We start from the raw sequence: 21,770 nt of genomic DNA, 5'->3' as shown, positions 1-21,770 counted from the left end.
CTCCCTCCCACTCAGATAGGAGAACCGTCAAGTCCGGGACATTCGCGATGCGGCGCTTTGACCAGGATTAGGAAATGTCGTCTAGATCCACTTCCGGATGCCAGTCAAAGGTTTTTCGCTTAAACAGGGGTACCCGCTCGGAACGCTCGGAGACAGGCTCGGCCGCGCCATTGTCAAGGTCTGCTGGGGGCTCCTGGGTCGTCGCGGGTGGATGACAGAGCGTTGGCGTGCTTGCGCGTGTTGGGTGTTGCCGCACTGGCGAAGTCATGATCGCGGCTTCCGATCGCGTTTCGCGTTTGATCTGGCTGACGTAGCGCCTGAATTGTCGCTCACTCATGGGAGGCGGCAATCGGAGCGCGTGAAAGGCACGAAAAATCTGCATGCTTGAATAACCGTTCTTCACGCCATGAATGATTAAATCCTGGTACGTATCGATGAATAGACGCGTCTCGGAGCGATGACCTCGACTCATCTCGTCCAAGGCCAAGAGGAAGGATGCCGGTGACGGTTGAGCGTTCGAGACCTTATGTGGCATGACCGCATACGCGTCGATAGCCTTGCGTGCCTGGATATCCTCGCCCTGGAGGTGCGCGTCCGCAGGCTGTCCGTGATGTCCGATCCATATCCGCTGGCATCTATTCGCTGTCCGGTCACGTCCGGCCCATGTCCGATCGTGTCCGTTTTCTGTTTGGCAGGTCCGTTCGATGACCGACATCCGTCCGCTTGGGTGGTCATACTAATCAATAATCTCGGTGCTGTCCGGCCGCAACGGTGAATGAAAAGATTCACCGTTTATGCCGGACAGTCCTCCTGCCATTCCATATACTGGCCATCCCTTGCGTGAATACAATCATGAATGGATCCGTCGACGGAGACGCGCGTCAAGTGAACGCGTATTCAGCGATAACGCTTGGTCGGGGATGCGGTCACCAGTGCGTGGCGGTCCGCGCCACGGCCGCCTTGCTAGCGTTGATCGATGGTGTTGAGGCTCGCGTAAGCCCTGATGCCGGTCTCGCGAGGGTCTTGGCTCGGCGAAATCAGTGTGGCGTTCTCGCCAAAATCCCGTATGGAGCATCATCGGAAGGGTTCGGTTCCGCCGCTGACCTGCCTGCCGGAAGGGTGGGTATCGGTCCCGTTTAGGGAAGGGGGCGAAGGCCCCCTCAAATCCACCCCGGCAGTAGGATGGATATGGGGGGTGGGATTTGCTGAGGGGTGAACATGGGGTCAAAGGCGACAGGGGTGGAGATGAGCTTGGCGACAGACGAGGGGATCGCGTGTCCGGAGATAGGGTTGGAACAAGACACGCGCACAATCTGGGTCATGCAGCAGATGCAGGATCTGGACAGGCTCGTGACGGAGCGCACCAGCGAAATCCTCGCGACGCTACAGAACGGCGCGAACGAACTCAAAACCGAGTTCACCGAAGCCATGCTCAGGGAACGACGCACACGCCCTCCCCGCGAACGCGGCAGCATCGGACTGCGGGTCCGGCAGGCCGCCACCTCCGGGCCAGGCATCTTCCAGATCGAGTGGTATCGCGTCCAGGGAAAGCAACGCACCAAGTATCTCAAGCGCGGCAAGGACAAGGATGGCCGAATCAGCCAGCACTACCGCCTGGGTTCATTTGGTCGCCTCACGGACTGGGAGAAAGATCTGATTCTCAAGTACGAGCCGCAATGCGCCAGGTTGCGGATTCTTCAATCCCATATCGGTCACATTCGTTTGCGTTTTCATCTGATCGATCAGGCATTCAAAGGGACGGGGCTCCTGCCACATGACCCTGATCACCCGGTCATCATGGAACAACCCGATCAACCGGAATGAATGGCCGATGCCCTCCGTTTTAAGGAGATTAACCAAACGACAAACCTCTGTCTGAATCCCTTTTAAGAAGCCTACTGGCCATCACGGAAATCGTTCCCATCGTCGAGTTCCTGACATTTCTGCGGCTCGCACCAACGCGCGCAACCGACGAGCCAGGCGCGTTGTGCTTCGGGGTCGTAGAGCCGCCGCCACTCAGATCATCGATCGGGCCATCGAGCACGGAGTGGCTTGTCCGGTGATAGGTGATACCTGGTTGCTGTCCGCCCGACAGCCCTCGGATATCTTGATCGAACGGGCCAGATAGGCGCGTTTCCGCCTGATCGGCCCCACTGAGCTGGCCAACCTGCGCGAAATCGTGCTCGATTGGCGGCACCGTTCGGAGTGACCGTCCGGCGTACCTCGCCGGCACTGAGCGGAGGTCACACCCGCCGCTTCAGGGACAGCACCAATGTCAGCGGTTGGGTCGGCGAGGCGATGAAGCCATAGCGTCGATAGAAGGCCGCCACGGGCTCCGACAAGGCCTGCACCAGCAGACCCCGAATCCCGAGGATAGCGCTGGCCGCTTGGGTCCGCTCGACGGCATCGCGCAGCAGGGCGACACCGAGGCCGCGCCCCTGCCAGTCGTGCGCGACGGCCAGTCGCCCGAGGACGGCCATGGGAATCGGATCTGGCATGTTGCGCCGCAGTCCGCCAGGGGCTTCGCTCGACGCCAGCGCCCCCGAGGCGAGACAGTAATAACCCTTCACCTTGCCGGAGGCGGCCGCCACGTAGGTCCGCGAGGCCCCGCTCGACTGATTGGCCCAGGCGCGCCGCATCAGCCAGTCGTCCAGACTGGCCACGCCACAAGAAAACCCCGACACGATATGTGCCGCGGTCAGCGGAGCGGGTGCCTCCAGATTCATGTCTTCCAGGGGCTGGGGGCCTGCATCAAGCGCTCGTAACCCTCTCCATAGGGCGGCTGGTCCAGTACCGCCAGAAAGTGCTCATAAGTTTGACGGTCCACGCGCACCAGCGTTTGGTCAAGCAAGGCCTCCTCGGCGGCGCGCCGGGCGGCATCGATCATGAATTCCGAGCGTGATTTGCCCTGGCTCTTGGCCGCCTGGTCGATGAGGTCGCGAATATCTTCGCGAACGCGCAGATTGACGGGGCGAGAGAGCGGTTGGCGAGCGGGCGCGAGGGGAGTCGAAGTTGGCATCGGATCACTCGTGATCGATCTGAGAGATGTACATTGTATATCCTGGCGGCTGCGGCGACCAAGATCGAGACAGCGGGTCCGTGGGCGCCGTTCAGCGCTCACCACGGCGCGTCGGAACCCGCATTGACCGGCCGTGCCCAGGGCCGGATGTGGACAGGCGATCACCCCATCGCCTGGCCCGTCGCCGACGGAACCTCCCCATATTGAATCGCCTCGGCCTCGAGCATGAGCCCAAAGCACGTCTCCGGCCTGCGTCCACTGTTCGAATTGAGACCCGCTTTTAGGGGTTATTAGCTTGGCTATCGAAACCTGTCTCGCGGATCCGGCGACCCTCTGATCAGCGTTGCCCTCCAGTCGCGTTTGCTCTCGAATTTCCGGCGCGGGAGCGGTCTGATCGCAAGACTAGTCACCACCGGCCCCGGCATCGCCCGCGCGCGGACACTAACCGCAGGATCCTGAGTCGCACCGGATATTTTGCCGTTGTTGCGTGACCTTCATCGTCGACCAAGGTATCGTCGCTGTCGTCTTCACACGGACGCACCGCCAGATCGATCGTCAAGATCAGCCTGTCGCCGGTGCCTTTGACGGATCAACTCGGCCGCCCGTCAGCGTCCGCGGCGAACCAGGATCATCCAGGAACCTCGAATGGAAGGAACAGTCGTCTCATTCGTGCCGGACAAGCGCTACGGTTTTCTCGCCGGGGCCGATGGTTGCTCTTATTTCTTCCATCTATCGGCGTTTCGTCCGCCACAGCCGTCCTCGGCGATTGGACCGGGGATGCTGATCAGCTTCGATCCGACTCCGAGTCCGAAAGGCTTGCGGGCGCAGTCGCTACGCATCGAGCCTACACACGCCATTCAGTTGGTTGCGCCTGCGTCGTTTCTCGTCACCAAGGCGGATCGACCCCGCTCAGGATGCGTGCTGTCCGAAATCCCAAGAATCGAATGCCGTTCCGATGTGTCCATCGAGACGGCGAAGGCCGCCGTCATCGCCCTGGCCGTGAAACTGGGGGCGAATGCGCTGTTGGGGCTGAGCTATCACAGGGAGAGAGGGAGTGAGGGGAACTACATTTACTCGATCCACGGCTACTCAGGCACACCCGCGATCGTGATGGATGAACGCCTGACCACGAACGCGGAAGACATCCGGCGTGGCGAACAAGCCGCGAGCGTTCTTGTCGCCCGGTTGAAGAATGGCTATCTGGAAGAGCAGGAGCGATTGAAGACCGAAAAGGAGAATTTGTGGTTGGGCATCCGATTCATCGCGGGACTGTTCCTGCTCATCGTTGTCGCTCTGGTCGTCCTTTATTAGCCGTTGGCCGCGGCGCGGGCCTTGTTCCAGTCGCGGAGGATGACTCCCCGCCACGAATCCCGGCCAGCGTCGCCACCACCACCCCGTGGTCGATGTGCGCCGCGTTCTGGCCCACGCCGGCATGGTAACTGGCGTTGGAGGCATCCTTCGGCAAGCCGGCCCAAATTTTCGACAGATTGAACGCGAAGGCGTGGTCGTCGATCCGTCCTTCGATCCAACCATTGATGCCCGCATCGCGCGCCAGGGTCAGCGCCAGGCGATCCTGAAGCGCGGGCGTAAAGCGTTCGTCTCCACTGAGGTGCAGGCGCGCGATCAAGTCATCGAAGGTATCGGGAATGATCTGATAGCGGCCGATCGCGGAACCGCCGTTACCCTGCGCCAACAACTGGCCTTGAAATGACCGGATCTCGCGGACCGTCATGGTCGACAGATCGACCCGGTGCTGATCCGCGTGACCGTACCAGGCGTTGTAATTGCCGTGCGCTTCCGGAGCCGAGATCAGGTCCAGCACGCGCCCAAGGCCGCCCTCGGTCACACTCCCGTGGATCAGTGGAATGGCTCCGATCCGGGCGCTAGCGTTTTTTTTTCCGTCATCGTCCGGGGACGGATAGGAGGCTGGAAGGACGGGGCCTCCCATCCGTCCCACCGGCACGGGGGGCTCGACGTCCGCCTGCGGCATCGTGCGATTGTAGGCCCCGATGAGTCGCACGTCGGAATCATCGCGAGAGACCACGGAACGCTCGATCAGGGTGGCGATGTTGTCGCCCGTGGCCCCCGACGCCGCCTCGGCCACCACCGCCGCGCGGGCCGCCTGATGTGCGTCGCTCGGGGCCATGGCGAACAGCGTGGTCTCCGAGGCCGCCCGATAGAGGTCTTCCTGGGCGGGTGTGAGTCCATGCCCCGCGACCTGACCCAACCGCGTCTCGATCATCGCCTGGCGGGCGGCGGTCCATCCCGATTCGCTGCGCGCGGCGTTACGTCCGGCGAATCTGGCGGCCTCCCAACCTTCCCCCGCGGCCAGGGTCTGCCCAAAGGCGGCGGCACCGGCGGTCGCTTGATTCCAGATCCCGCTCCCTCCGGCGACCACCAGGGCACCGGACTCCGCCAGGTGCCGCATCGCCCCACCAACCTGCTCTTGGGCGGTCCTGGCGATCGGCGCCGGCAATTGCGCGCGATAGCGGATATCCTCCCCGAGAGGCGCTTGCTTCTCTGAACGGATCTGATTCCGCCAGGCGACGCCCTGGTCGGACACCGACTGTCCGGCCCCGGCGCCGAAGGCGCCTACCGCCGCGTGACCGCCGTCCACCTCGGCGAGGGTGCCATCGGCATTCACCCGCATGGCCCCCAGACCCGCACGGACCGCGCCGCGGGTATCCTCTAGGTTGGCCTGGTTCACGGCCGCGCGCACGCCGCCCAAGGATGGTCCTTGGTTCGCCAGGGAGGCGTTGACCCGCGGGTCGATCCCCTCGGGAATCTTGACGCCCAGCAGACCCGAATAGACGCCCATGGCGGCGCTTTCCGCTTGCTGCCGTTCCTCCGCTGTCAGGGTGTCGGCGCGCTCCCCGCCATACTGACCCAGCAGCATCCCCATACCCGCCATCGCCCGGGCTTGCGCCGGATCGCCCACCACGCCACCGGCCAGGAGGAGATCGGCCTGCTGGGCCACATCGCCCGCCAGTGCGAAGCGGTCGATGGCCTGTTCCAAGCGTTGCGTCATCGCCGGGTGGTTGAGCAGCATTCCCGAGGTATCGATGGCGTTGAAACTCGTGTTGGTGCCGAGCGACCGTGCAAAGGTGGCCGCCTGTTCATAGGATTGCGAGGTGCTCAGGACATTCTGGGCGCTGCGGATCAGCTGCGTGTTCTCGTTCTGGCTCAGTCCTTCCGTGAGACTGTTGCCGTGATTGCGCGAGATGTCGGACGACAGTCCTTGGGTGAAATCGGCTTTCAGTTGCTGGTCGGTCGCGGCCCGTTGCACGATCGCCTGGGCGATCTCGTTTGCCTGACTCGCGTTGACCCCGTATTGCTGTTGGATCTTCCCGGCCAGATTGCCCTTGATGCCCAGGTCAGGGGCACCCGCCAGTTTCCCGGCCAGCCCCGCGCTCAACAGCGTGGACATCCCTTCGGTGCTGATTCCGGAATCCTTGAAACCGCGCGAGAGATCTTCCGCCGCCGAGCGCGTGGCACCGCTGGCCTGGCTGTAGGACGCCCCGAATTTCTCTCCCAGCGCCCACTGGGTGGCGCTCTGGTGCGTGGCGCTCGCCGAGCGTGCAAACGCCTGACCGACGCTCGACTGGAAGCTCTCCTGCGCCTGTTCCGACTGGGTCTCGGCGGATTTCAGGGTGGCCTGCGCCGTCCGCCCCGCCTGGAACGACCAGGACAGGCCCGAGGCGCCCGGCGCGTGGGTGCCGCCCAGGGCGGTGTGCTGCATCAGCGGCCCGACGGTACTCGCCGCCCCCGGCTGCAAGAGATCGGGCGCGGTGAGTTTTTCGCTGATGTGATCGCCCCCCTGCAGCCGTCCGGCCAGATGGGTGGCGGTGATGGCGCTGCCATAGATGAGCATCAGACTGATCGCCGGGGTCGAGGCGATCAGCACCCCGGCGGTGCCCAGATAGGTCTGCAACAGGAGATCGCTCTCGTAGAGCGCCCGAAACGACGGCAGGACCGCGCCATTCTGGGTCGCCAGCGCCTCGAACGCGCGTTGCGAGGCCATGATCAGGTAGAGGTTGGAAATCGCCAGGATCGGCATCCACAACTGAATCCACAGCCCGAACAGCAAATATTTGCCAACCATCGAGATCCCGAGCGGTCCGAGGCCGATGGCAAAGGCCATGAAGGGGCCGATGGCAAAGATGAAGCCCTCGAAATAGACCATCATGGGTCGCATGATTTTGATGAAGAGGTTCTGCTCGGTCGCCCACTGACTGTTGCGCTGCGCGATCGCCTGGGCCGTTTGGGTCGCCGCGCCCTGATCGCCCAGATCCCGATAATGCTGGATGACACCCTTCTCGAACATCGGCAGCAGCGCGGCCATCGTCATGTAGGTCTGGGCATCGACCGCGCTGCTCGACAGCGCGCTCAGCGCCCCCGTGACCCGTGTCGTGACCGTTCCCGTGGCGGTGCCGAGTTTGGCGGCGAGCGATTGCTGAAAGCTCGGCAGGAAGGACGCGCTGGTGTAGCTCTTGAGCCGGGCATAGGCGTCGACACAGGTCAGCGTTTCGCGCGCCAGGCCGAGCGAGATTTCGGTCGTGCCGGTGACGATCGGCGTTTGCAGCGCCTCGTCGAGGCTGGTGGCCTTGAGAATGCGGTCGATGGTGAGACCGTCGATCTGGCGATCCACGCCGTAGAGCACGCAGTCGGCCACATAGTTGATCCAGGACTGCTCCACATTCGCCCCCGCACTCGGGCTATTGGCGTCGCCCATGGTCAGGCGCGAGAGCGCGGTCTTGCGCACCGTGGCCAGCACCTGCAAGGCATCGACGTAGCCCTGTTCGGTCATCGTCGGCGTCGTGAACACCTGCTCGAACAGGCGCGTGAGGCCATAGCCCAGATTCGACACCGTGGAACCAACCACGGCTGGACCGAGCGGCACGTTGTCGACCACGCGCGCGGTGCCCGAATAGGCGCCTTCGATGGTGACCGAGACCGTGGGCACGAACAGCAGGGAATAGAGGACGAACGACACCAGCATGTTCTGGAACTTGATGCTTTGGGCACCCTGCAGCAGCCCCTGGAAGGCGATCATCAGAAAACCGATGAGAAAGCCGATGCTGACGAATTGCACGAAATCCCCGGAGGCGAACAGCATCGCCACCGCATTGAGCACCTGTTGGAGGAACACCGGATCGCCGATGGAGTAGATTGTCCACATCTCAATGGATCTCCTGAGCCGGCCAGGCGCGGGCGTTAGTCTTCGGCATCGCCCTGAGTCCCGTTGGCCTGCATGACATCGAGATAACTGGGGGCCTTGTAGAGCGCGAGCAGGGTCCGGAAGCTCTCCAGCAGATCATTGGGATTGCCATAACGCGCGGCCAGGATGTCGTACTCGCTCCAGATGTCCGCCCGCACGGCCTCCAGTTGTTGCCGCCATTGCGTGCTATGGGTGTGCTGCAACCCGGCGCTGGCAAGGCGCACGCTTTTCAGCATGTCGCGGACCATGATCTGGACCAGCTCGATGGCGATGATCGGCGCGGCCCGCTCGGCGAAGGCGAACGCCATGCCCGGCTCCTGACGGGCCAGGGTGCGGATCGCCCCGCCCAGCCCCCAGGGCGCGTGCTCCAGGAAACCCTTTTCCTCGGCCGTGAGATCCTCGACGCCGAGCATGAATTTCTGGATCAGTCCCGCCCCCGAGACATCGCCGATCAGGAGGTTGCGCACGCGCGGAATCAGTCCTTCAAGGGTCACGGACTCCTTGGTCGGCGAGCGGCATTCGTCGAGCGAGGCGCAGCGCCAGACCAGGACGGTTTGCGCGGCATCCGTGCCGCTGCCGTTGAGCAGATCGCTGACGCTGAGCGTGGCCTCCAACGTGGTGGTCGGCAGACTCAGGCCGCCCTCCGGGCTGGGTTGCAAGCCGCCCGCCGCCGAGCCGACGATCAGGCTGCCGGTCAGACTCATCAGCATCTCCAGCAGATCCTGATCGCCATGGGCGTACCAATGGTGCGCGGACTGATCGGTCAGCGCCTTCCACACCAGGTTCCCCTCGAATTGCCGGGCGGCCTCGGCGGGGGCGTTGGCGTAGACGGTTTCCAGCGGTCCCTGGCCGGCGGCGTTCGCGGTGGTGCGGTTCTCGAAGACATCGCCAAAGTCATGCAGATCCGCCATCAGGCTCGCGCCGGCGATTTGCTTGCCGGTGAGCGCGGAGGCGGTGTCGTTGACGAGCCCCTGCGCGAGCTGGCAGGAGTTGGCGGAGAGCGCGTTCAACTGCGCGATTTTCTTCTGCAACTGTTCGATGATCTCGGCCCCGGAGGGAAACATCGTGGTCAGCGCGAGATTGAAGGCGTAACCCGCCGCATTGGAGGCGATGCCGCGCAACAGATTGGTGAACTGTTCGGCGTTGATGAACGAGAACGAGCCCCCGAACAGATTGATGCCACCGCAGCCGGCCTCGAAGGACGGTGGCACGATGGAAATCGGATTCACGTTGACGAGGCGGTTACGCGAGACGATCGAGCCACCGGAGAGCACCCCCCGGCGCGGCCCCAGATGGGCGCTGGGCTCCGTGACATTGACCAGGGTGCCGAAGAGGCTGTCCAGTTCCGCGTTCAGGTTGGCGCGCGCGGGTGACATCGCCACCAGGGGCACGAGGAGCACCATGAGGCGCCCAGGGACGGGGTGGCGTGCGTGGAACATGAGCGACCTCGGTTTATTCAAACGCGAAGGGGGCGGTGGGCGCGAAGGCCGGGGCATCGCCGCTCGCCCGTGCCCGTAACTGATCCAGAAACACCGCCGGATCCGCGGACACGTCCAGTGGGGCATCGAACGCGACCTCCAGGAACCGATCGGCCACCGTGGGCTTGGTGCGGGCATAGGTCGCCTCATCGATCCAGCCGACGTCGCGGGCCGCCAGCACGAGGCGCTGCTGAAGATCGTTGAGCGACAACAGCCCCTGAGCGAGCGGCGCGATGCCCTCGGGCGGGCGCACCAAGTACAGCGCCGGGGTGGAGACCACGCCCAGGCGCGCGGCCTGACCGGCATCGCGGCGAAAGTCCGGAAACAGTCCCTTGGGCAGGGGCTGGCCATCGAGCGCGATGGCCTGGACGGTGAATCCCTGCTGGTCGGCCAGCACCCGGAGCACGGACGCCTGCGCCGCGCAATAGGGGCAATCCGAGCGATAGAAAAACCAGATCCCGGCCTCTCCCGCCAGCGCTTTGAGCACCGCCTCGCGGTGTTGACCGGCGACGCGATTGAGTAGGTTGGCGTAATTGCCGACCGGCTGACGGGTGGTTTCATCGAGTGCGGGATCGCTTTGCACCACGCGCTGGAAGGCGTCGGTGAAGCGAGAGGCTTTATCGAGGGCGATTTTCTGCAGATACAGATAGAGCGCGACCTTGGTGGGGCTGGGATCGTCGATCGCCTGCTGCTGGTAGCGCTCCAGATTCGCGCGCAGCCAGGCCGCCGAGAGCGGCGGCGGCGCGGGGGCGTCCGCGACGATCGATGGCGGAGGCGGTTCGGGCGCGATCGGCGGCACGGGTTCTGGGTCAGGATCCGGCGCCGGCGCGGGTGGCTCGACTTGGTACCAGAACCAACCTTCCGCCGAGCGTTCGTAAAAGCGTGGTGCCTCCTGCGCACGGGCGGCGAGAAGCGCGCCACTGAGCCCCAGTGCGAGCAGGGCGCGCCCAGTCTGGCGCGGCTTAGCGCGGCACAGACGCATGATCGCGCGCACCCAAGGTTCGCCGTGCCAGCCGCAGCGGCGAACCAGGCGTGCGCAACTGCGCGGGCGTCGAAAGCGCGACCGGATACCAGCGGGGGCGTTTGTAAACATAGTCGCGGCGCTTGGCGACCGGCAGGTGGAGCGTTTTCCCGTCGAGCTGATACACCAGCACACGGCAGGCGACCAGCACGATCTGGCGTGCCTGCTGGAGTTCGTCCAAGGCGATGATGGCCGCGTCGGAAACCCCTTGCCAGAGGATGACCTGCGTGTGAAGCGTGCAATCGCGAGGTCCGGCAAAGCCATCGATGTCGCGGCACAGTTCCACGAACGACACCCCTCCGCCGAGACGCTCGATCAGGTGCAGAATCGACGGCTTCACCACACACTCGCGGCCAATCGGCCCGCCGGCGCGGCCGGCAGCCAGGCGATGGGGTCGAGCGAAGCCCCCTGATGGCGGATCTCGAAGTGCAGATGCGGCCCCGTCGTCATCCCGGTGGCCCCCACGGTGGCCAGCGTCTCGCCGGCCGGCACCCGCTGCCCGACCTGAACTCGCCGGGTCTGGCCGTGCGCGTAGCGACTGGTCCAGCCCTCGCCATGATCGAGTTCGACCAGTTGACCGTATCCGCCGGACCATCCGCTGAACGACACCCGTCCCGCCGCCACCGCGCGGATCGGGGTGCCCGAGGGAACCGCCAGGTCGATCCCGTGATGGAACTGTCGGCGGTGCGTGAGGGGATGACGGCGCCACCCGTAGCCGGAGCTGATCCGTCCAGACACGGGCCAGAGATTCCATGGTTCAACGGGATCCGCGCGCACCGGCACGGGCGTTTCGGAGGTCGCGCGGGCGCGGATCATCCGCAAGCCCGAGCGCTCCCGCGCGCTGTCCTGGGTGATGAGTCGAATGGTGGGGGCGGTGCGCGCCTGAGCGTCCGCCTCGACCGCACCGAGACCGAGCGGCACCAGGCACAGGAGCGCCGTGACCTGGCGACGCTTCGGATAGGTTTCAGACAAGCGCGGACAATCCGGCCATGCGGGTCCGCACCGGCCCTTGGCGGTTGTCCTGACGAGAGGCCAGGGAGCGCGCCCGCCTGACCGGCCGCGCCTTCAGGGCCTCGCGCTCGCGCGCCTCGCGCAGACTGAGTGCGCGGCAGACCTGGCGCAGCGTGACCTGCGTGATGCTGGCCGTCTGTAAGTAACGTTCGGGAAGATCCAAGGCGCGGCGTTGATCCCAGGCCGCGAGAATGTCTTCTTCCTCGTTCAGTGTCGGATTGGTCGGACGTCCGCCGCGCGGCAGCTCATCGTCGAGTCTCAGGAGCTTGCGTTGACTGCAATAGTGCTGAGGAATCCAACCGAAGAGCTGGATCATCAAGGCCCGCGGCGCGCCGGCCACTAAGAGACGCTGTTGCACATCCAGGGTTTTCTTCTGGGCCGCGAGGCGCTGCAAGGCCATCTGGGTCTGTTGATGATTGACACGCACCTCGAATTCCATGAAATTCGGGCTCTGTGTTATCAGCCAATGAAATTCCTGGTGCGACAGCGATTCGAGCGCACGAATTTCATCCCAATTGAATCCATAGGCCAACGCCACCTGATAATTGCCTTCATGAATCTGCTGTGTCACATAATTCAGCATGACCATCGCTGGGTTGTGTTTCTCCACCGTGAGCGCCTCTTCTGTTCCACCGTTGAATCGATCTCGACACGGCGAATTGACTTCCGCCGCGGCGCGACCAAGGGATGTGGCCTTCATCATAACGACCGATCAAACGGTCTGGAATCGAAAACCGTGAATGCGTTTCTGACCGTTGTTCCGCACCAACCATGGCCAGACCGCGCCCGTGGCGGAAGCATCCGATGGCCTCAGTCGTCCTCGGCGGCCTGGTCAAGATCCGCGGATGCCGCCGCCGTGTCGTCTTCGTTCAACACGGTCAGCACCTCACGCGCCTCACGATCCACCGCTTCGCGTTGCCCCTGTCGCTCCGCCTCCGCATAGGCCAGACGATGCAAGGCGATAAACCGCTGCCCAGCTTGGCCGAGTTGATTGCGCCACTGGATTTCGCGCTCGGCATGGACCTTGTTCGAGAGCAAGCCGGACAACCAGAGGGTATCGATAGCGATCATCATCTGATCCAGTTCCACGATCAGATTGGTGTAGGCGCCGATGTGGGGGGAGGCGATCTGGATGCGCAGATCCGTGGGATGGGTGTAACGCGGATGGACATCCATCAGGCCGTGGCGCTCCAACTCGCGCCGAAGGCGCTCGCGCTCCTCCGTCATGGCCTCGCTCAGTTCGATCAGGCGGGCCTCGATCACCGACTCGATCTGATCGGCCTGCGCCTCCGTGGCGATGAGGCGCAGGATCACATCGATGCCATACAACGCCGTCATCGCGGGTTTGAGCTGACGGTCACTGACCAGTCGGCGCACGTATTCGCTGTGGATGCGCACCGCCCGATCGAACACCGGACGACTATGTCGATAGCGTCGCGCGGCTCGGCGCGAAATGGGTGGCGGTTGGGCGAGTGGTGCGCGGTGGCTGGGGGCTAGGGTCGGAAGATGATCCACGGCGATCGGGGCGATTTTCTCGGAGGATTCACTGGACATGAACAGACGCGGCTCCCAATAACGGTCGGAGAGAAAGCACGAGCACGGCACCGACAAGCGCCGCCCCTCATCCACGATGAACTCCTCGCGCTGAATGCCCATCGTCGACGATCAAGGCCATCGTGCCGATGGTGATCCGCTCTCGCAACGCGCTACGGTGAATCCAGCCCCGCTCGATTCATGCCTAATAACGGTGGGGCGACGCAAACACCGTTTCGGAGTTCAACCGGTGCGCGACTCGGATAGACTCCGTCGAGGTTTGGCGATGGCCTTTCGCTTCATTCACCCGACGAGTCATCAATGCGCGTTCTCTCTCGTTCATTCCTGCTCCTGTGGTGGTTAGCCACGACCTCCTTGGTTCAAGCGCAACCCTTGATCCGGCTGATCCAGGCCACGTCGGCGCCGACACCGATCGCGGCACCGGAACGGACGCCGGGGTTAACCCCGCGCACGATGGTCGCACCCCAGGCGACCGGCCCCATCCACGCCCCTCTCCACCCTGGCGCCACCACCTCCAGCGCCTTCCTGCGCGGCACCTTCTGGGAAACGGTCGCGGCTCGCTACGGACTGGATGCCGAACTGCTCTATGGCGTGGCGCTACAGGAGAGCCGTCACGGGGTCGGCGCGCACACCTCCGCGCCCTGGCCCTATACCCTGCGTGGCCCAGAGGGTCCGCAATTCCATCGTTCCCGCGCGGAGGCCGCCCTGGCGCTTCAGCGCCTGACGGCCCGCTATCGTCCCCTCGCCATCGATGTCGGCCTGATGCAGGTCAACCTGCGCTGGCATGGCGACAAGGTGGCTAACCCCGCCGATCTGCTCGAGGCCCGCACCAATCTGGAAATCGCCGCGCGCATCCTGGTCGAGGCGATCGCCTCGGCGCCGGGCGATCTGGAACTCGGTGTCGGGCGTTACCATCACTGGAACAACGAGAGCATCGCTCGTGCTTATGGGCGCCGCGTGCTCAAGATGGCGAAGGCGCTGGCTGATGGCTGATGGCTGATGGCCGCAGTGACGACCTGTCGGTTACGTCAGCATGACGACCGCAAGGTGTTGACTCGGGTTACTATCCCTCGGAAGTCTTCAATCGGCTGGTCGGCGAGGTACGGAAATTTAGTGCCGGCCTGACCCTGGATATTCCTAGACGGCCTTTCAGTTGTGCGAAACTGTGCGAAAAGCTGTGCATATATATGCGTCACTATGCGCGAAATCGTTGCGGGCGCTCGCGTATGTGTTTGATTTATATATTTAGCACCGCCCTCCGAAGGCTGGGGTCACAGGTTCGAATCCTGTCGGGCGCGCCATTTTTCAATCAGTTACGATTACCCCCAAGCACCTTGGCTCAAAATTTTTCGCGCAATGCGCGAAATTGGCCAATGTTCGCCATTCGTATACGCATACGCAACGGCAGGCGGACGCCGAGGAGGTCGCCGCGCGGAAGCAATATCTTCTCGTCGCCGATGCCTCGCGGACCTACATCCAAGATCGTGTCCCTCATTCGCCACCACCGGGAAACACTATCGCTATCGCCGCCGTCCGCTGGATCTGCCGCGCCAGTGGCACACCAAGCTGGAGGGTTGGTCGCTGGAGCAGGCAGGGGCTCCGCTACGCCGCGTAAAGTAGAAAACGGATAGACTGACGTTACACGGTATTCCATGAGCACCACATCATGACGACCTTTATTCTGGACACGCTGGCCTATACCGAAACCCTCAGGGCAGGCGGATTCAGCGAACAGCAAGCCGCCACTCAAGCCCGCGCACTTGCCGAGATCCTTGATCGGCAGATGGCGACGAAAGCAGAAGTGGACGCGCACGAAAACAATTTGCGGCGAGACATTGAATCGCTGCGCGTCGAACTGAAACGGGATCTTCGCGAAACGGAACTCAGGATGGATGCTCGTTTCGCCGAAACTGGCGCGCGCATTGCCGAGACAAAGGCCGATTTGACCCGCTGGGTGATCGCGGCTGGCCTGCTACAAACCACGGTCATCATCGGCGTGCTGATGAAGGTCGCGAAGCTGATCTGATCCGCCCTGACATAAACAGGCCCCGACACGGCACCACCCGCCCCGAGGCACTGACCTTCACCGATCCATGAGAGATTCGGCAACGGCTGAAAGCAAGTCTATCTGCGCCGGTGCGCGAATTGAAGGTAGCCAGGCGATCCCACCCGATCAGGGCGATTCCGTTCATCACAAACTGGATTCTGACGCCATTCCAGGTCATGAAAACCCTGGAACATCGCGGCTGGCGGGGGTCCGCGCGCCCATCGCGTCGACGACTCCGGCAATGTCGTCCAGATGATTCCTGGAGAATGGACGCGCTTCATGGGCGAGATGCCCCGCTGGGCATTTTCGATAATCTCGAGGCTTCGATTCCGGGCCGGATTCGTCCAAGGGCACCGATCCCCAGCATCGCCGAGGAAGATCTTGGCCGCCGCGTTGATTCGGATTTCTGAAACCTGACTACATGAACGGCCACAAACGAAAAAGGGCTTGCGGCGGTTAACCGTAAGCCCTTGTTCTAATTGGTAGCGGGGGCAGGATTTGAACCTACGACCTTCGGGTTATGAGCCCGACGAGCTGCCTGACTGCTCCACCCCGCACCTGAGCCGCTAATAATACGGAAGCATCTCCGGTCGTGCAACCCCTTTTTTACGTTCGATGAGGATTGGCCTCTCGTTTCATGTCCGCTGGGAGGCTTAGAGGGTTTTGAGGTATTCGATCAGGGCGGTGCGCTCGGGGTCCGATAGGTCATCGCCGAAGGTGTGGCCCTGATTGCCGTAGCCGCTCAGACCGGTGTCGTAGAGGCGATTGCGCTCGTCCCAGCCCATGGCGCCGGCCTTGCCGTGATCCAGCGAGCGGTAGGCCCAGCCGAGGCGGTCGCGATCATAGGCCGGCTGGTCGTCGCCGGCGCGGTCGAACTCCCAGTAGGTCGGTCGCTGGCGGCTGTCGAGCAGGGCGGCGATGGTGGGGACGGATCCGTTGTGCAGGTAGGGGGCCGTGGCCCAGACGCCATCGAGCGGGGGGGCGATATAGCCGAGCGCGGGGGCGGCTTGCGACAGCTCGCCGTAGAAGGATGACTGGAACCAGCGGAGAAAGCGGTCGGCTTCGCCGAATCCTTTGCGCGCCAGCATGGGGTCCGTCTTGACCTTGCCTAGCGCGATGACCTTGTTGGGATAGCGCGCCTCCTCGCCATGGGTGCCGTGGCATTCCTTGCAGGTCTCCTGAAAGAGGGCGTAGCCCCGTTCGGCCAGACCGGGATCGATGGGGAAGGGGTATTCCGGCGGCTTGAGCGTCGTGAAGTAGGCACGGACGTCGACGAACCAGGCGTCGATGGCGGCGGCTTCCTCGACGGAGTCGGTGCAGGTGGTCGAGGCCAGCATCATGTAGCGGACGTGATCGCCCCGCCCTTCCGCGTTGTAGAACATCGCGTGCTTCTTGCCAACGTTCCACAGGGGCGGGACGCTGACCGGCAGCGGTTTCTCCGGCGGGGGCTCGATCAACGGCCGGTTCGACCAGGCCAGCGTCTTGGGGTCGCGATGAGCCATCAGGGCCAGGGTCAGGTTGCTGGCTGAGTTCACGCCGATGGTATCGGTCATCATGTAGTCGGAGATGGCGGTGATGCGATCCGCCCAGCGCGTCCATTCCGCGCGCTCCGCCTCATTCATCGCGATGGCCCCGGCGGCTTCGATGCCGAGCAGGGGATCGACCGTCAGATCGAGGAACTCGTTGCCAAGACCGATCACGAGTCGACCATTGATGGGCGCGGCGTGACAGGCGAGACAATTGGAGGTGACCAGTTCGACGCCGGATGCGGCGACATGGGCCGTGAGTCCGTAGGGCAGCTCGGCGTTGCGGCCGGTGCGTCCGGGTACTGGCTGGTGGGTCTCCGTCGGGCCGCCTTCGCGCAGGCGGCGATAAACGCCGTAGGGAATCCCGCAGGTCACGATCGAGCGGTTGACGAAGGCCTCATAGCCGCGCGCCGGATCCCCCGGACGTTGCGGGTGGGCCGGGACGCGCCCGACCTCGGCCTTGGCGATGCCATCCCGGGGGCTGGTCCCGGAATCGCAACCGGCCAAGCCGGTCAGGAGCAGGGTCGCAAGCAGCGGACCGAACCAAGAACCGAGCCGTCGAAGTCCTGGACCATACCCTGTATCTTGAGCCTCGGAGCGTACAGGATGGGCACGCTGCGCTCTGCCCATCCTACCGATCCGGCCGATCAATGGGGCGTCGATTGTCATGGTAGACCTCGATTCTGTTCGCGGTGGCACGTCGAGCGCGGGACACGCTCATGGCTGATCGGGCGCAATCGCCAGCTCGACCCGCCCGACGCCGGAGATGGGGCGTTCGCCCTGCCGACCGCTGGCCCGGATCGCGCCGCTCCAGAGGCGCGCGGAGCGGTCCGTCTCCTGATCCTCGACCAATGGCCGCAGCGCCAGTTCCAGATCCAGCAGCGGGATGGCGAGCCGCCAGTCCAGACGATAGGTCCGACCCGTGCGCGGGCTCGTCCATGACCGGGTCGCCTCCAGCGCCAGATCGCGGCGCTGAAAGCTCTGGATCGCGCCATCGGCGTGAATGAGGGCGCAACTGGGAATCGGCCGCCCGGAGCCGTCCTGACGGCGGATCTCAAGACAGATGAGATCGCGTCCGTCATCGAGCTGGACGGCGAATCGATTCAGCCCGAGCCGACCCTGGTCCGCGCCGATCCCGCCCCAGGCATGATCGAGCCAGGCGCTTCCGCGCACCGGCAGGATCCGCCCATCGACACCCAGTGTCCCGGTCACGCTCAAGCGCGACAGGAGATAGGCGTGGACGCCCGGATCGCCCCGCTCGCGCGCGAATAATTGCAACCGGTCGCCGGCGAGCGCCGGTTTGTCCTGGGTCAGGATGAGGTCGAGTTGGGTCTCGCCTCCCCGCACCTTGACCATCAAGCGATCGGGATCGGCCGCGCTCTCGAAGGACCAATCCTCCAGCCAGACGCGCGGGGGCTCGACGCTGGCTCCGGCCAGCCCGAGCGCGGCGCGGCTCAGACGCTCTTGCGCGCGCGTCGTCCTGTCCCCATCGGACAGCCTGACGAGTTGGCCGCGATACAAGTGATTCGTGGCCCAGCCCGACGCGCGCTCGACGGGCGCCGGACTTAGGGCGAGACGGGCGAGGTTGAATTGTATCCAGTGGCGCGCACCAGACGTGTCCTCGAGCCAGAGCGCGAGGTTCCAAAGCTCTCCGCGCGTCTCCGGATGCGCGCCGTGATCCTGGGGCGGATTCAGTCGCCAGTCGTCGTCGAGCGGCGCGAAGCCCGTTCCAACCTCGCCGATAAGACTCTCAAGAGATGGATTCTCGACGCGCTCCGGCGCCTCCAGTACGCGCAGCCAGAGAATCCCGACCAGGACCGGAACCCCGATCGCCACGATGGCACGAATCCAGATTTTCATGCGAAGCCGCCGTCCATCCCAAGGCCATATTCATGCAACATAGGGACGAACGGGGCCAGGCACAGGGCTTGCGAAAGCGTGCGCCAGTCCCAACCGGTCCGCCGCGCGATCGGAGTAAACTCGGGGTCCGAAGGCTTCCCTTAAGGCCGCGCGCGGCGCGACGCCTGGGGGAAGGCCGCCACTGGGAGGAACCTCGGATGAGGCTTCATATCAAACTCGAAACACTGTGCCACATCATCGAGAAGGCACGAGAATTCCAAGCCAAGGAAGAGGTGGTGCTACCGGATTCGCCAGCCAGCCCAACCGAGGACTGGGCGCTCCAACTCCTCGCCGATCACAGCGACGATTACACCCTGCTTGAAATGACCCACGCGATCGGCGGTATGAGCGAGCGCCAGCGCGCGGAACTGGTGGCGCTCATGTGGCTGGGTCGGGGCGACTACGGCATCGAGGAGTGGGAGAGCGCGGTGGACGACGCCATCGGCGATTACTCGCTCAACGCCGCCGGCTATCTGCTCTCGCACCCCATGGTCTCGGACGATCTGGAGGAAGGTCTGATCGCGCACGGCTATTCCTGCCAGGACTGACCCGGATGCGACCGCAAGCGATGCGCACCGCGCCATCACCCGTAGAGGAGGACGAGTAAAGCGAAGCCTGCCCATCCTCTACGCTCCGAGCACCCTTAGGAATCACTTTTGGTCGCGCCCCACCCGGCGCGCGCCGCCTCCCCCATCGGCGTCTTGCCTTAGAATGGTCCCCTGACTCCCGGCTCGGCTTCGCCAGGGAGCGTCCGGGAGTCGCGCCCACTCGGCACGACAGGAGGCATCAAGATTCAAGGGATCGAACGTCGAACCATGCTTCGCACTATCCGAGGTCGTCTGGCGCTCCGTTTCACCCTGCTGTTGGCGGGGCTCATGGTCGTGATGCTGTCGCTGACCGGATGGCTCGGCTACAGGATGCTCGATGAGCTGCGTCCACGCATCCAGGGCGCCTTCGAGGAGACGCAAACGCTGAATGAAAAGAACGTGCTGCTCAACAGCGCGGGCTATCTGAGCGCGCACCTCTTCCCGCGGCTCGTCGAGGCGGATATCCAGGGACTCAACCAGGAAATCGACCGGGTCAAGAGCTGGCTGCCGATCCGGTCCTTCATCATCGCCGGTCTCGACAAACGCATCCTGACCGACGGAACCGTCGCCAACGCCAGACGCGGCCGGATCCTGCCGATCCCGACGGATCTCCTGCCCCAGCAGCCGCTGCTCGATGCCCGGCCGGAGTTCAGCCGCTTGAGTTTCATGATCGGCGAGGGCCAGCGGATCGCCGGCTACGCGGTCCTGGAGCTGTCGAACGTGGCCCTGCGAACCTCGTTGCGGGTGCTCGATCAAGAGGTTACGAGCCAGTGGGAACGCGCGAGCCGCTCGCTGCTGCTTGGCGCCGGCTTCACCTTCCTGCTCTTGGGTCTGATCGCCGCGATTCTCATCCAGCGGCTCTCGCGCTCCTTCAGCCAGCCGATCTCCGAGATGGTCGCGGCCGCCGAGTCGTGCGCCAGCGGCAATCTCGACGTCGTCCTGAACGTGCGCAGCAACGACGAACTGGGGCACCTGGCCCTGGCGCTCAACACCATGGCCAAGGAACTCAAGGTCACGCACCGACGCATGCGGCACCTGGCCAACTACGACAGCCTCACCGGACTGCCCAACCGACACCTGTTCCAGGATCGGCTGCGCCATGCCCTGCACGCCGCCGAACGCGGCGGTCGTCAGATCGGACTGCTGTTTCTCGATCTGGACGGCTTCAAGGCGATCAACGACACCCTGGGACACGGACTGGGGGATGAAATCCTCAAACTGGTCGGCGCCCGCCTGCGCGAAACCGTGCGCGCCAGCGACACCGTTGCCCGACTCGGCGGCGATGAGTTCACCGTGCTCGCCGAGGGCGTCCAGGATGACCGGGATGTCGAGGCCCTGGCCGCCAAACTGCTGAGCGTTCTGGAACGGCCCTATCGGATCCACGAGCACCAGCTCCATTTATCGGCCAGTATCGGCCTCACCCTCTATCCCAGGGACGGCACGGCCCCGGACGATCTGCTGCGCAATGCCGACACGGCCATGTATCAGGCCAAGCACGACGGCAAGAACGCCTACCGCTGTTTCACGCCCGAACTCGACAGGCACGCCAACGACCGCATCAGCCTGGAGCGGACCCTCCTGGCGGCCATCGACCAGCAGGCGTTCGAACTCCACTACCAGCCCCAGATCGAGGCCCGTTCCGGGCGTCTGGTCGGCGTCGAAGCCCTGCTGCGCTGGCGCGACCGCGATGAAGTCATCCAACCCGACGAGTTCATCCCGCTCCTGGAAGACAGCGGCCTGATCACCCGGCTGACGGTCTGGATCCTCACCGACGCCTGCCGCGCCCTAGCCCATTGGCGCGCCAGCGACCTGCCGGATCTGCGACTGGCCATCAACCTCTCGATCCGACAACTGGCGCAACCCGACCTGAGCGCGCTCATCGAGCGGATTCTCCAGGAGAACGGACTGGAGGCGGACGCGCTGGACATCGAGATCACCGAGCGCACCCTGCTCAACGCGCACGACGGCCATGCGGCGCTGGAACGGTTGCGGCGGCTCGGCGTTCGGCTGGTCATCGACAATTTCGGCACCGGCTACTCGTCCCTGGCCTACCTGCATCGGCTCTCGGTACGGGGACTCAAGATCGATCGCGGCTTCATCCAGGGCGCCGCGACCAACCCCAACGACGCCCTCATCACCGCGACACTGATCGCGCTGGCCAAGCAGTTGGGCATCGAAACAATCGGCCAGGGCGTCGAGACCCTGCCGCAATGGCGGCATCTCCTGGAGCAGGGATGCGACCGGCTCCAGGGCTACTTCATCGCGCCACCGCTACCGCCCGCGCCATTCATCGACTGGGCCAGAGCCTCGGGCGGTGCCGCGAGCGGCTTGCCGGACCAGGCCATGACGCACCCCGAGTGGAACCTCAATCCCCACTGAGCCCGGCGCGAATGCGAAGACAAGGAGCCCG

The 21,770-nt window shown here is 64.1% G+C and carries 18 protein-coding genes and 1 tRNA gene; 6 read left to right on the top strand and 13 right to left on the bottom strand.

Annotated features, from left to right (window positions below; translation table 11 throughout):
* Window positions 1–67: 67 nt before the first annotated feature.
* Window positions 68–715: a hypothetical protein gene (locus tag CKO27_RS13500; protein WP_200375425.1), complete on the bottom strand. Its 648-nt coding sequence runs from the start codon at window positions 713–715 to the stop codon at window positions 68–70.
* Between the two features lie 503 nt (window positions 716–1,218).
* Here CKO27_RS13500 and mobI point away from each other — a divergent pair.
* Complete coding sequence (gene mobI / locus CKO27_RS13495) at window positions 1,219–1,824, top strand: conjugative transfer protein MobI(A/C) (RefSeq protein WP_200375424.1); 606 nt, start codon at window positions 1,219–1,221, stop codon at window positions 1,822–1,824.
* Window positions 1,825–2,243: 419 nt separating this feature from the next.
* On the opposite strand, the gene CKO27_RS13490 is transcribed toward mobI, so the two are convergent.
* Window positions 2,244–2,726 carry a GNAT family N-acetyltransferase gene (locus CKO27_RS13490; RefSeq protein WP_200375423.1) on the bottom strand — a complete coding sequence of 161 codons (483 nt, stop codon included), beginning with the start codon at window positions 2,724–2,726 and terminating at the stop codon, window positions 2,244–2,246.
* Window positions 2,723–3,019 (bottom strand): type II toxin-antitoxin system TacA family antitoxin, encoded by a 297-nt coding sequence (locus tag CKO27_RS13485; RefSeq protein WP_200375422.1) that lies wholly within the window; start codon window positions 3,017–3,019, stop codon window positions 2,723–2,725. Before CKO27_RS13485 ends, CKO27_RS13490 begins: the two co-directional genes overlap by 4 nt.
* Window positions 3,020–3,664: 645 nt before the next feature.
* Here CKO27_RS13485 and CKO27_RS13480 point away from each other — a divergent pair.
* Window positions 3,665–4,330, top strand: coding sequence for a cold-shock protein (locus tag CKO27_RS13480; RefSeq protein WP_200375421.1), 666 nt, complete (start codon window positions 3,665–3,667; stop codon window positions 4,328–4,330).
* On the opposite strand, the gene CKO27_RS13475 is transcribed toward CKO27_RS13480, so the two are convergent.
* The 7 genes from CKO27_RS13475 to CKO27_RS13445 form a co-directional block, all read right to left on the bottom strand.
* Window positions 4,299–8,198 (bottom strand): conjugal transfer protein TraG N-terminal domain-containing protein, encoded by a 3,900-nt coding sequence (locus tag CKO27_RS13475; protein ID WP_200375420.1) that lies wholly within the window; start codon window positions 8,196–8,198, stop codon window positions 4,299–4,301. The two genes, CKO27_RS13480 and CKO27_RS13475, sit on opposite strands and share 32 nt — an antisense overlap.
* 35 nt (window positions 8,199–8,233) lie before the next feature.
* Entirely contained in the window at window positions 8,234–9,676 is a 1,443-nt protein-coding gene (locus CKO27_RS13470) for a conjugal transfer protein TraH (RefSeq protein WP_200375419.1), read from the bottom strand.
* A 13-nt stretch (window positions 9,677–9,689) separates the two neighbouring features.
* A complete protein-coding gene (locus tag CKO27_RS13465) occupies window positions 9,690–10,697 on the bottom strand; it encodes a conjugal transfer protein TraF (RefSeq protein ID WP_200375428.1) in 1,008 nt (335 codons plus the stop codon).
* Window positions 10,678–11,076, bottom strand: coding sequence for a hypothetical protein (locus CKO27_RS13460; protein WP_200375418.1), 399 nt, complete (start codon window positions 11,074–11,076; stop codon window positions 10,678–10,680). The genes CKO27_RS13465 and CKO27_RS13460 overlap by 20 nt, the downstream gene beginning before the upstream one ends.
* Window positions 11,073–11,708, bottom strand: coding sequence for a M23 family metallopeptidase (locus CKO27_RS13455; protein WP_200375417.1), 636 nt, complete (start codon window positions 11,706–11,708; stop codon window positions 11,073–11,075). Before CKO27_RS13455 ends, CKO27_RS13460 begins: the two co-directional genes overlap by 4 nt.
* Window positions 11,701–12,336: an STY4526/YPO1902 family pathogenicity island replication protein gene (locus CKO27_RS13450; RefSeq protein ID WP_200375416.1), complete on the bottom strand. Its 636-nt coding sequence runs from the start codon at window positions 12,334–12,336 to the stop codon at window positions 11,701–11,703. Before CKO27_RS13450 ends, CKO27_RS13455 begins: the two co-directional genes overlap by 8 nt.
* Before the next feature lie 221 nt (window positions 12,337–12,557).
* The gene (locus tag CKO27_RS13445) at window positions 12,558–13,403 is read right to left on the bottom strand and encodes a DUF1845 domain-containing protein (RefSeq protein WP_207280814.1); all 846 of its coding nucleotides are present in this window, start codon (window positions 13,401–13,403) and stop codon (window positions 12,558–12,560) included.
* Window positions 13,404–13,601: 198 nt separating this feature from the next.
* Here CKO27_RS13445 and CKO27_RS13440 point away from each other — a divergent pair, with 198 nt between their 5' ends.
* Window positions 13,602–14,294: a lysozyme family protein gene (locus tag CKO27_RS13440; protein WP_200375415.1), complete on the top strand. Its 693-nt coding sequence runs from the start codon at window positions 13,602–13,604 to the stop codon at window positions 14,292–14,294.
* 673 nt (window positions 14,295–14,967) lie between these two features.
* Complete coding sequence (locus CKO27_RS13435; RefSeq protein WP_200375414.1) at window positions 14,968–15,327, top strand: CCDC90 family protein; 360 nt, start codon at window positions 14,968–14,970, stop codon at window positions 15,325–15,327.
* Between the two features lie 501 nt (window positions 15,328–15,828).
* Here CKO27_RS13435 and CKO27_RS13430 read toward each other — a convergent pair.
* The 3 genes from CKO27_RS13430 to CKO27_RS13420 form a co-directional block, all read right to left on the bottom strand.
* Window positions 15,829–15,905 (bottom strand) — tRNA-Met (locus tag CKO27_RS13430).
* Between the two features lie 96 nt (window positions 15,906–16,001).
* Window positions 16,002–17,504, bottom strand: a complete 1,503-nt coding sequence (locus CKO27_RS13425) for a c-type cytochrome (protein WP_200375413.1) — start codon at window positions 17,502–17,504, stop codon at window positions 16,002–16,004.
* A gap of 87 nt (window positions 17,505–17,591) precedes the next feature.
* Window positions 17,592–18,734: a lipocalin-like domain-containing protein gene (locus tag CKO27_RS13420; protein WP_200375412.1), complete on the bottom strand. Its 1,143-nt coding sequence runs from the start codon at window positions 18,732–18,734 to the stop codon at window positions 17,592–17,594.
* A gap of 197 nt (window positions 18,735–18,931) precedes the next feature.
* On the opposite strand from CKO27_RS13420, the gene CKO27_RS13415 reads away from it, so the two are divergent.
* The gene (locus tag CKO27_RS13415; protein ID WP_200375411.1) at window positions 18,932–19,321 is read left to right on the top strand and encodes a DUF3775 domain-containing protein; all 390 of its coding nucleotides are present in this window, start codon (window positions 18,932–18,934) and stop codon (window positions 19,319–19,321) included.
* Between the two features lie 267 nt (window positions 19,322–19,588).
* Complete coding sequence (locus CKO27_RS13410) at window positions 19,589–21,739, top strand: putative bifunctional diguanylate cyclase/phosphodiesterase (protein WP_200375410.1); 2,151 nt, start codon at window positions 19,589–19,591, stop codon at window positions 21,737–21,739.
* Window positions 21,740–21,770: the final 31 nt, after the last annotated feature.

The sequence above is a fragment of the Thiocystis violacea genome (genome assembly GCF_016583575.1).
Classification (GTDB): domain Bacteria; phylum Pseudomonadota; class Gammaproteobacteria; order Chromatiales; family Chromatiaceae; genus Thiocystis; species Thiocystis violacea.
Note: the sequence above shows the minus strand (reverse complement) of the source record. Positions and strands in the feature narration are given on the sequence as shown.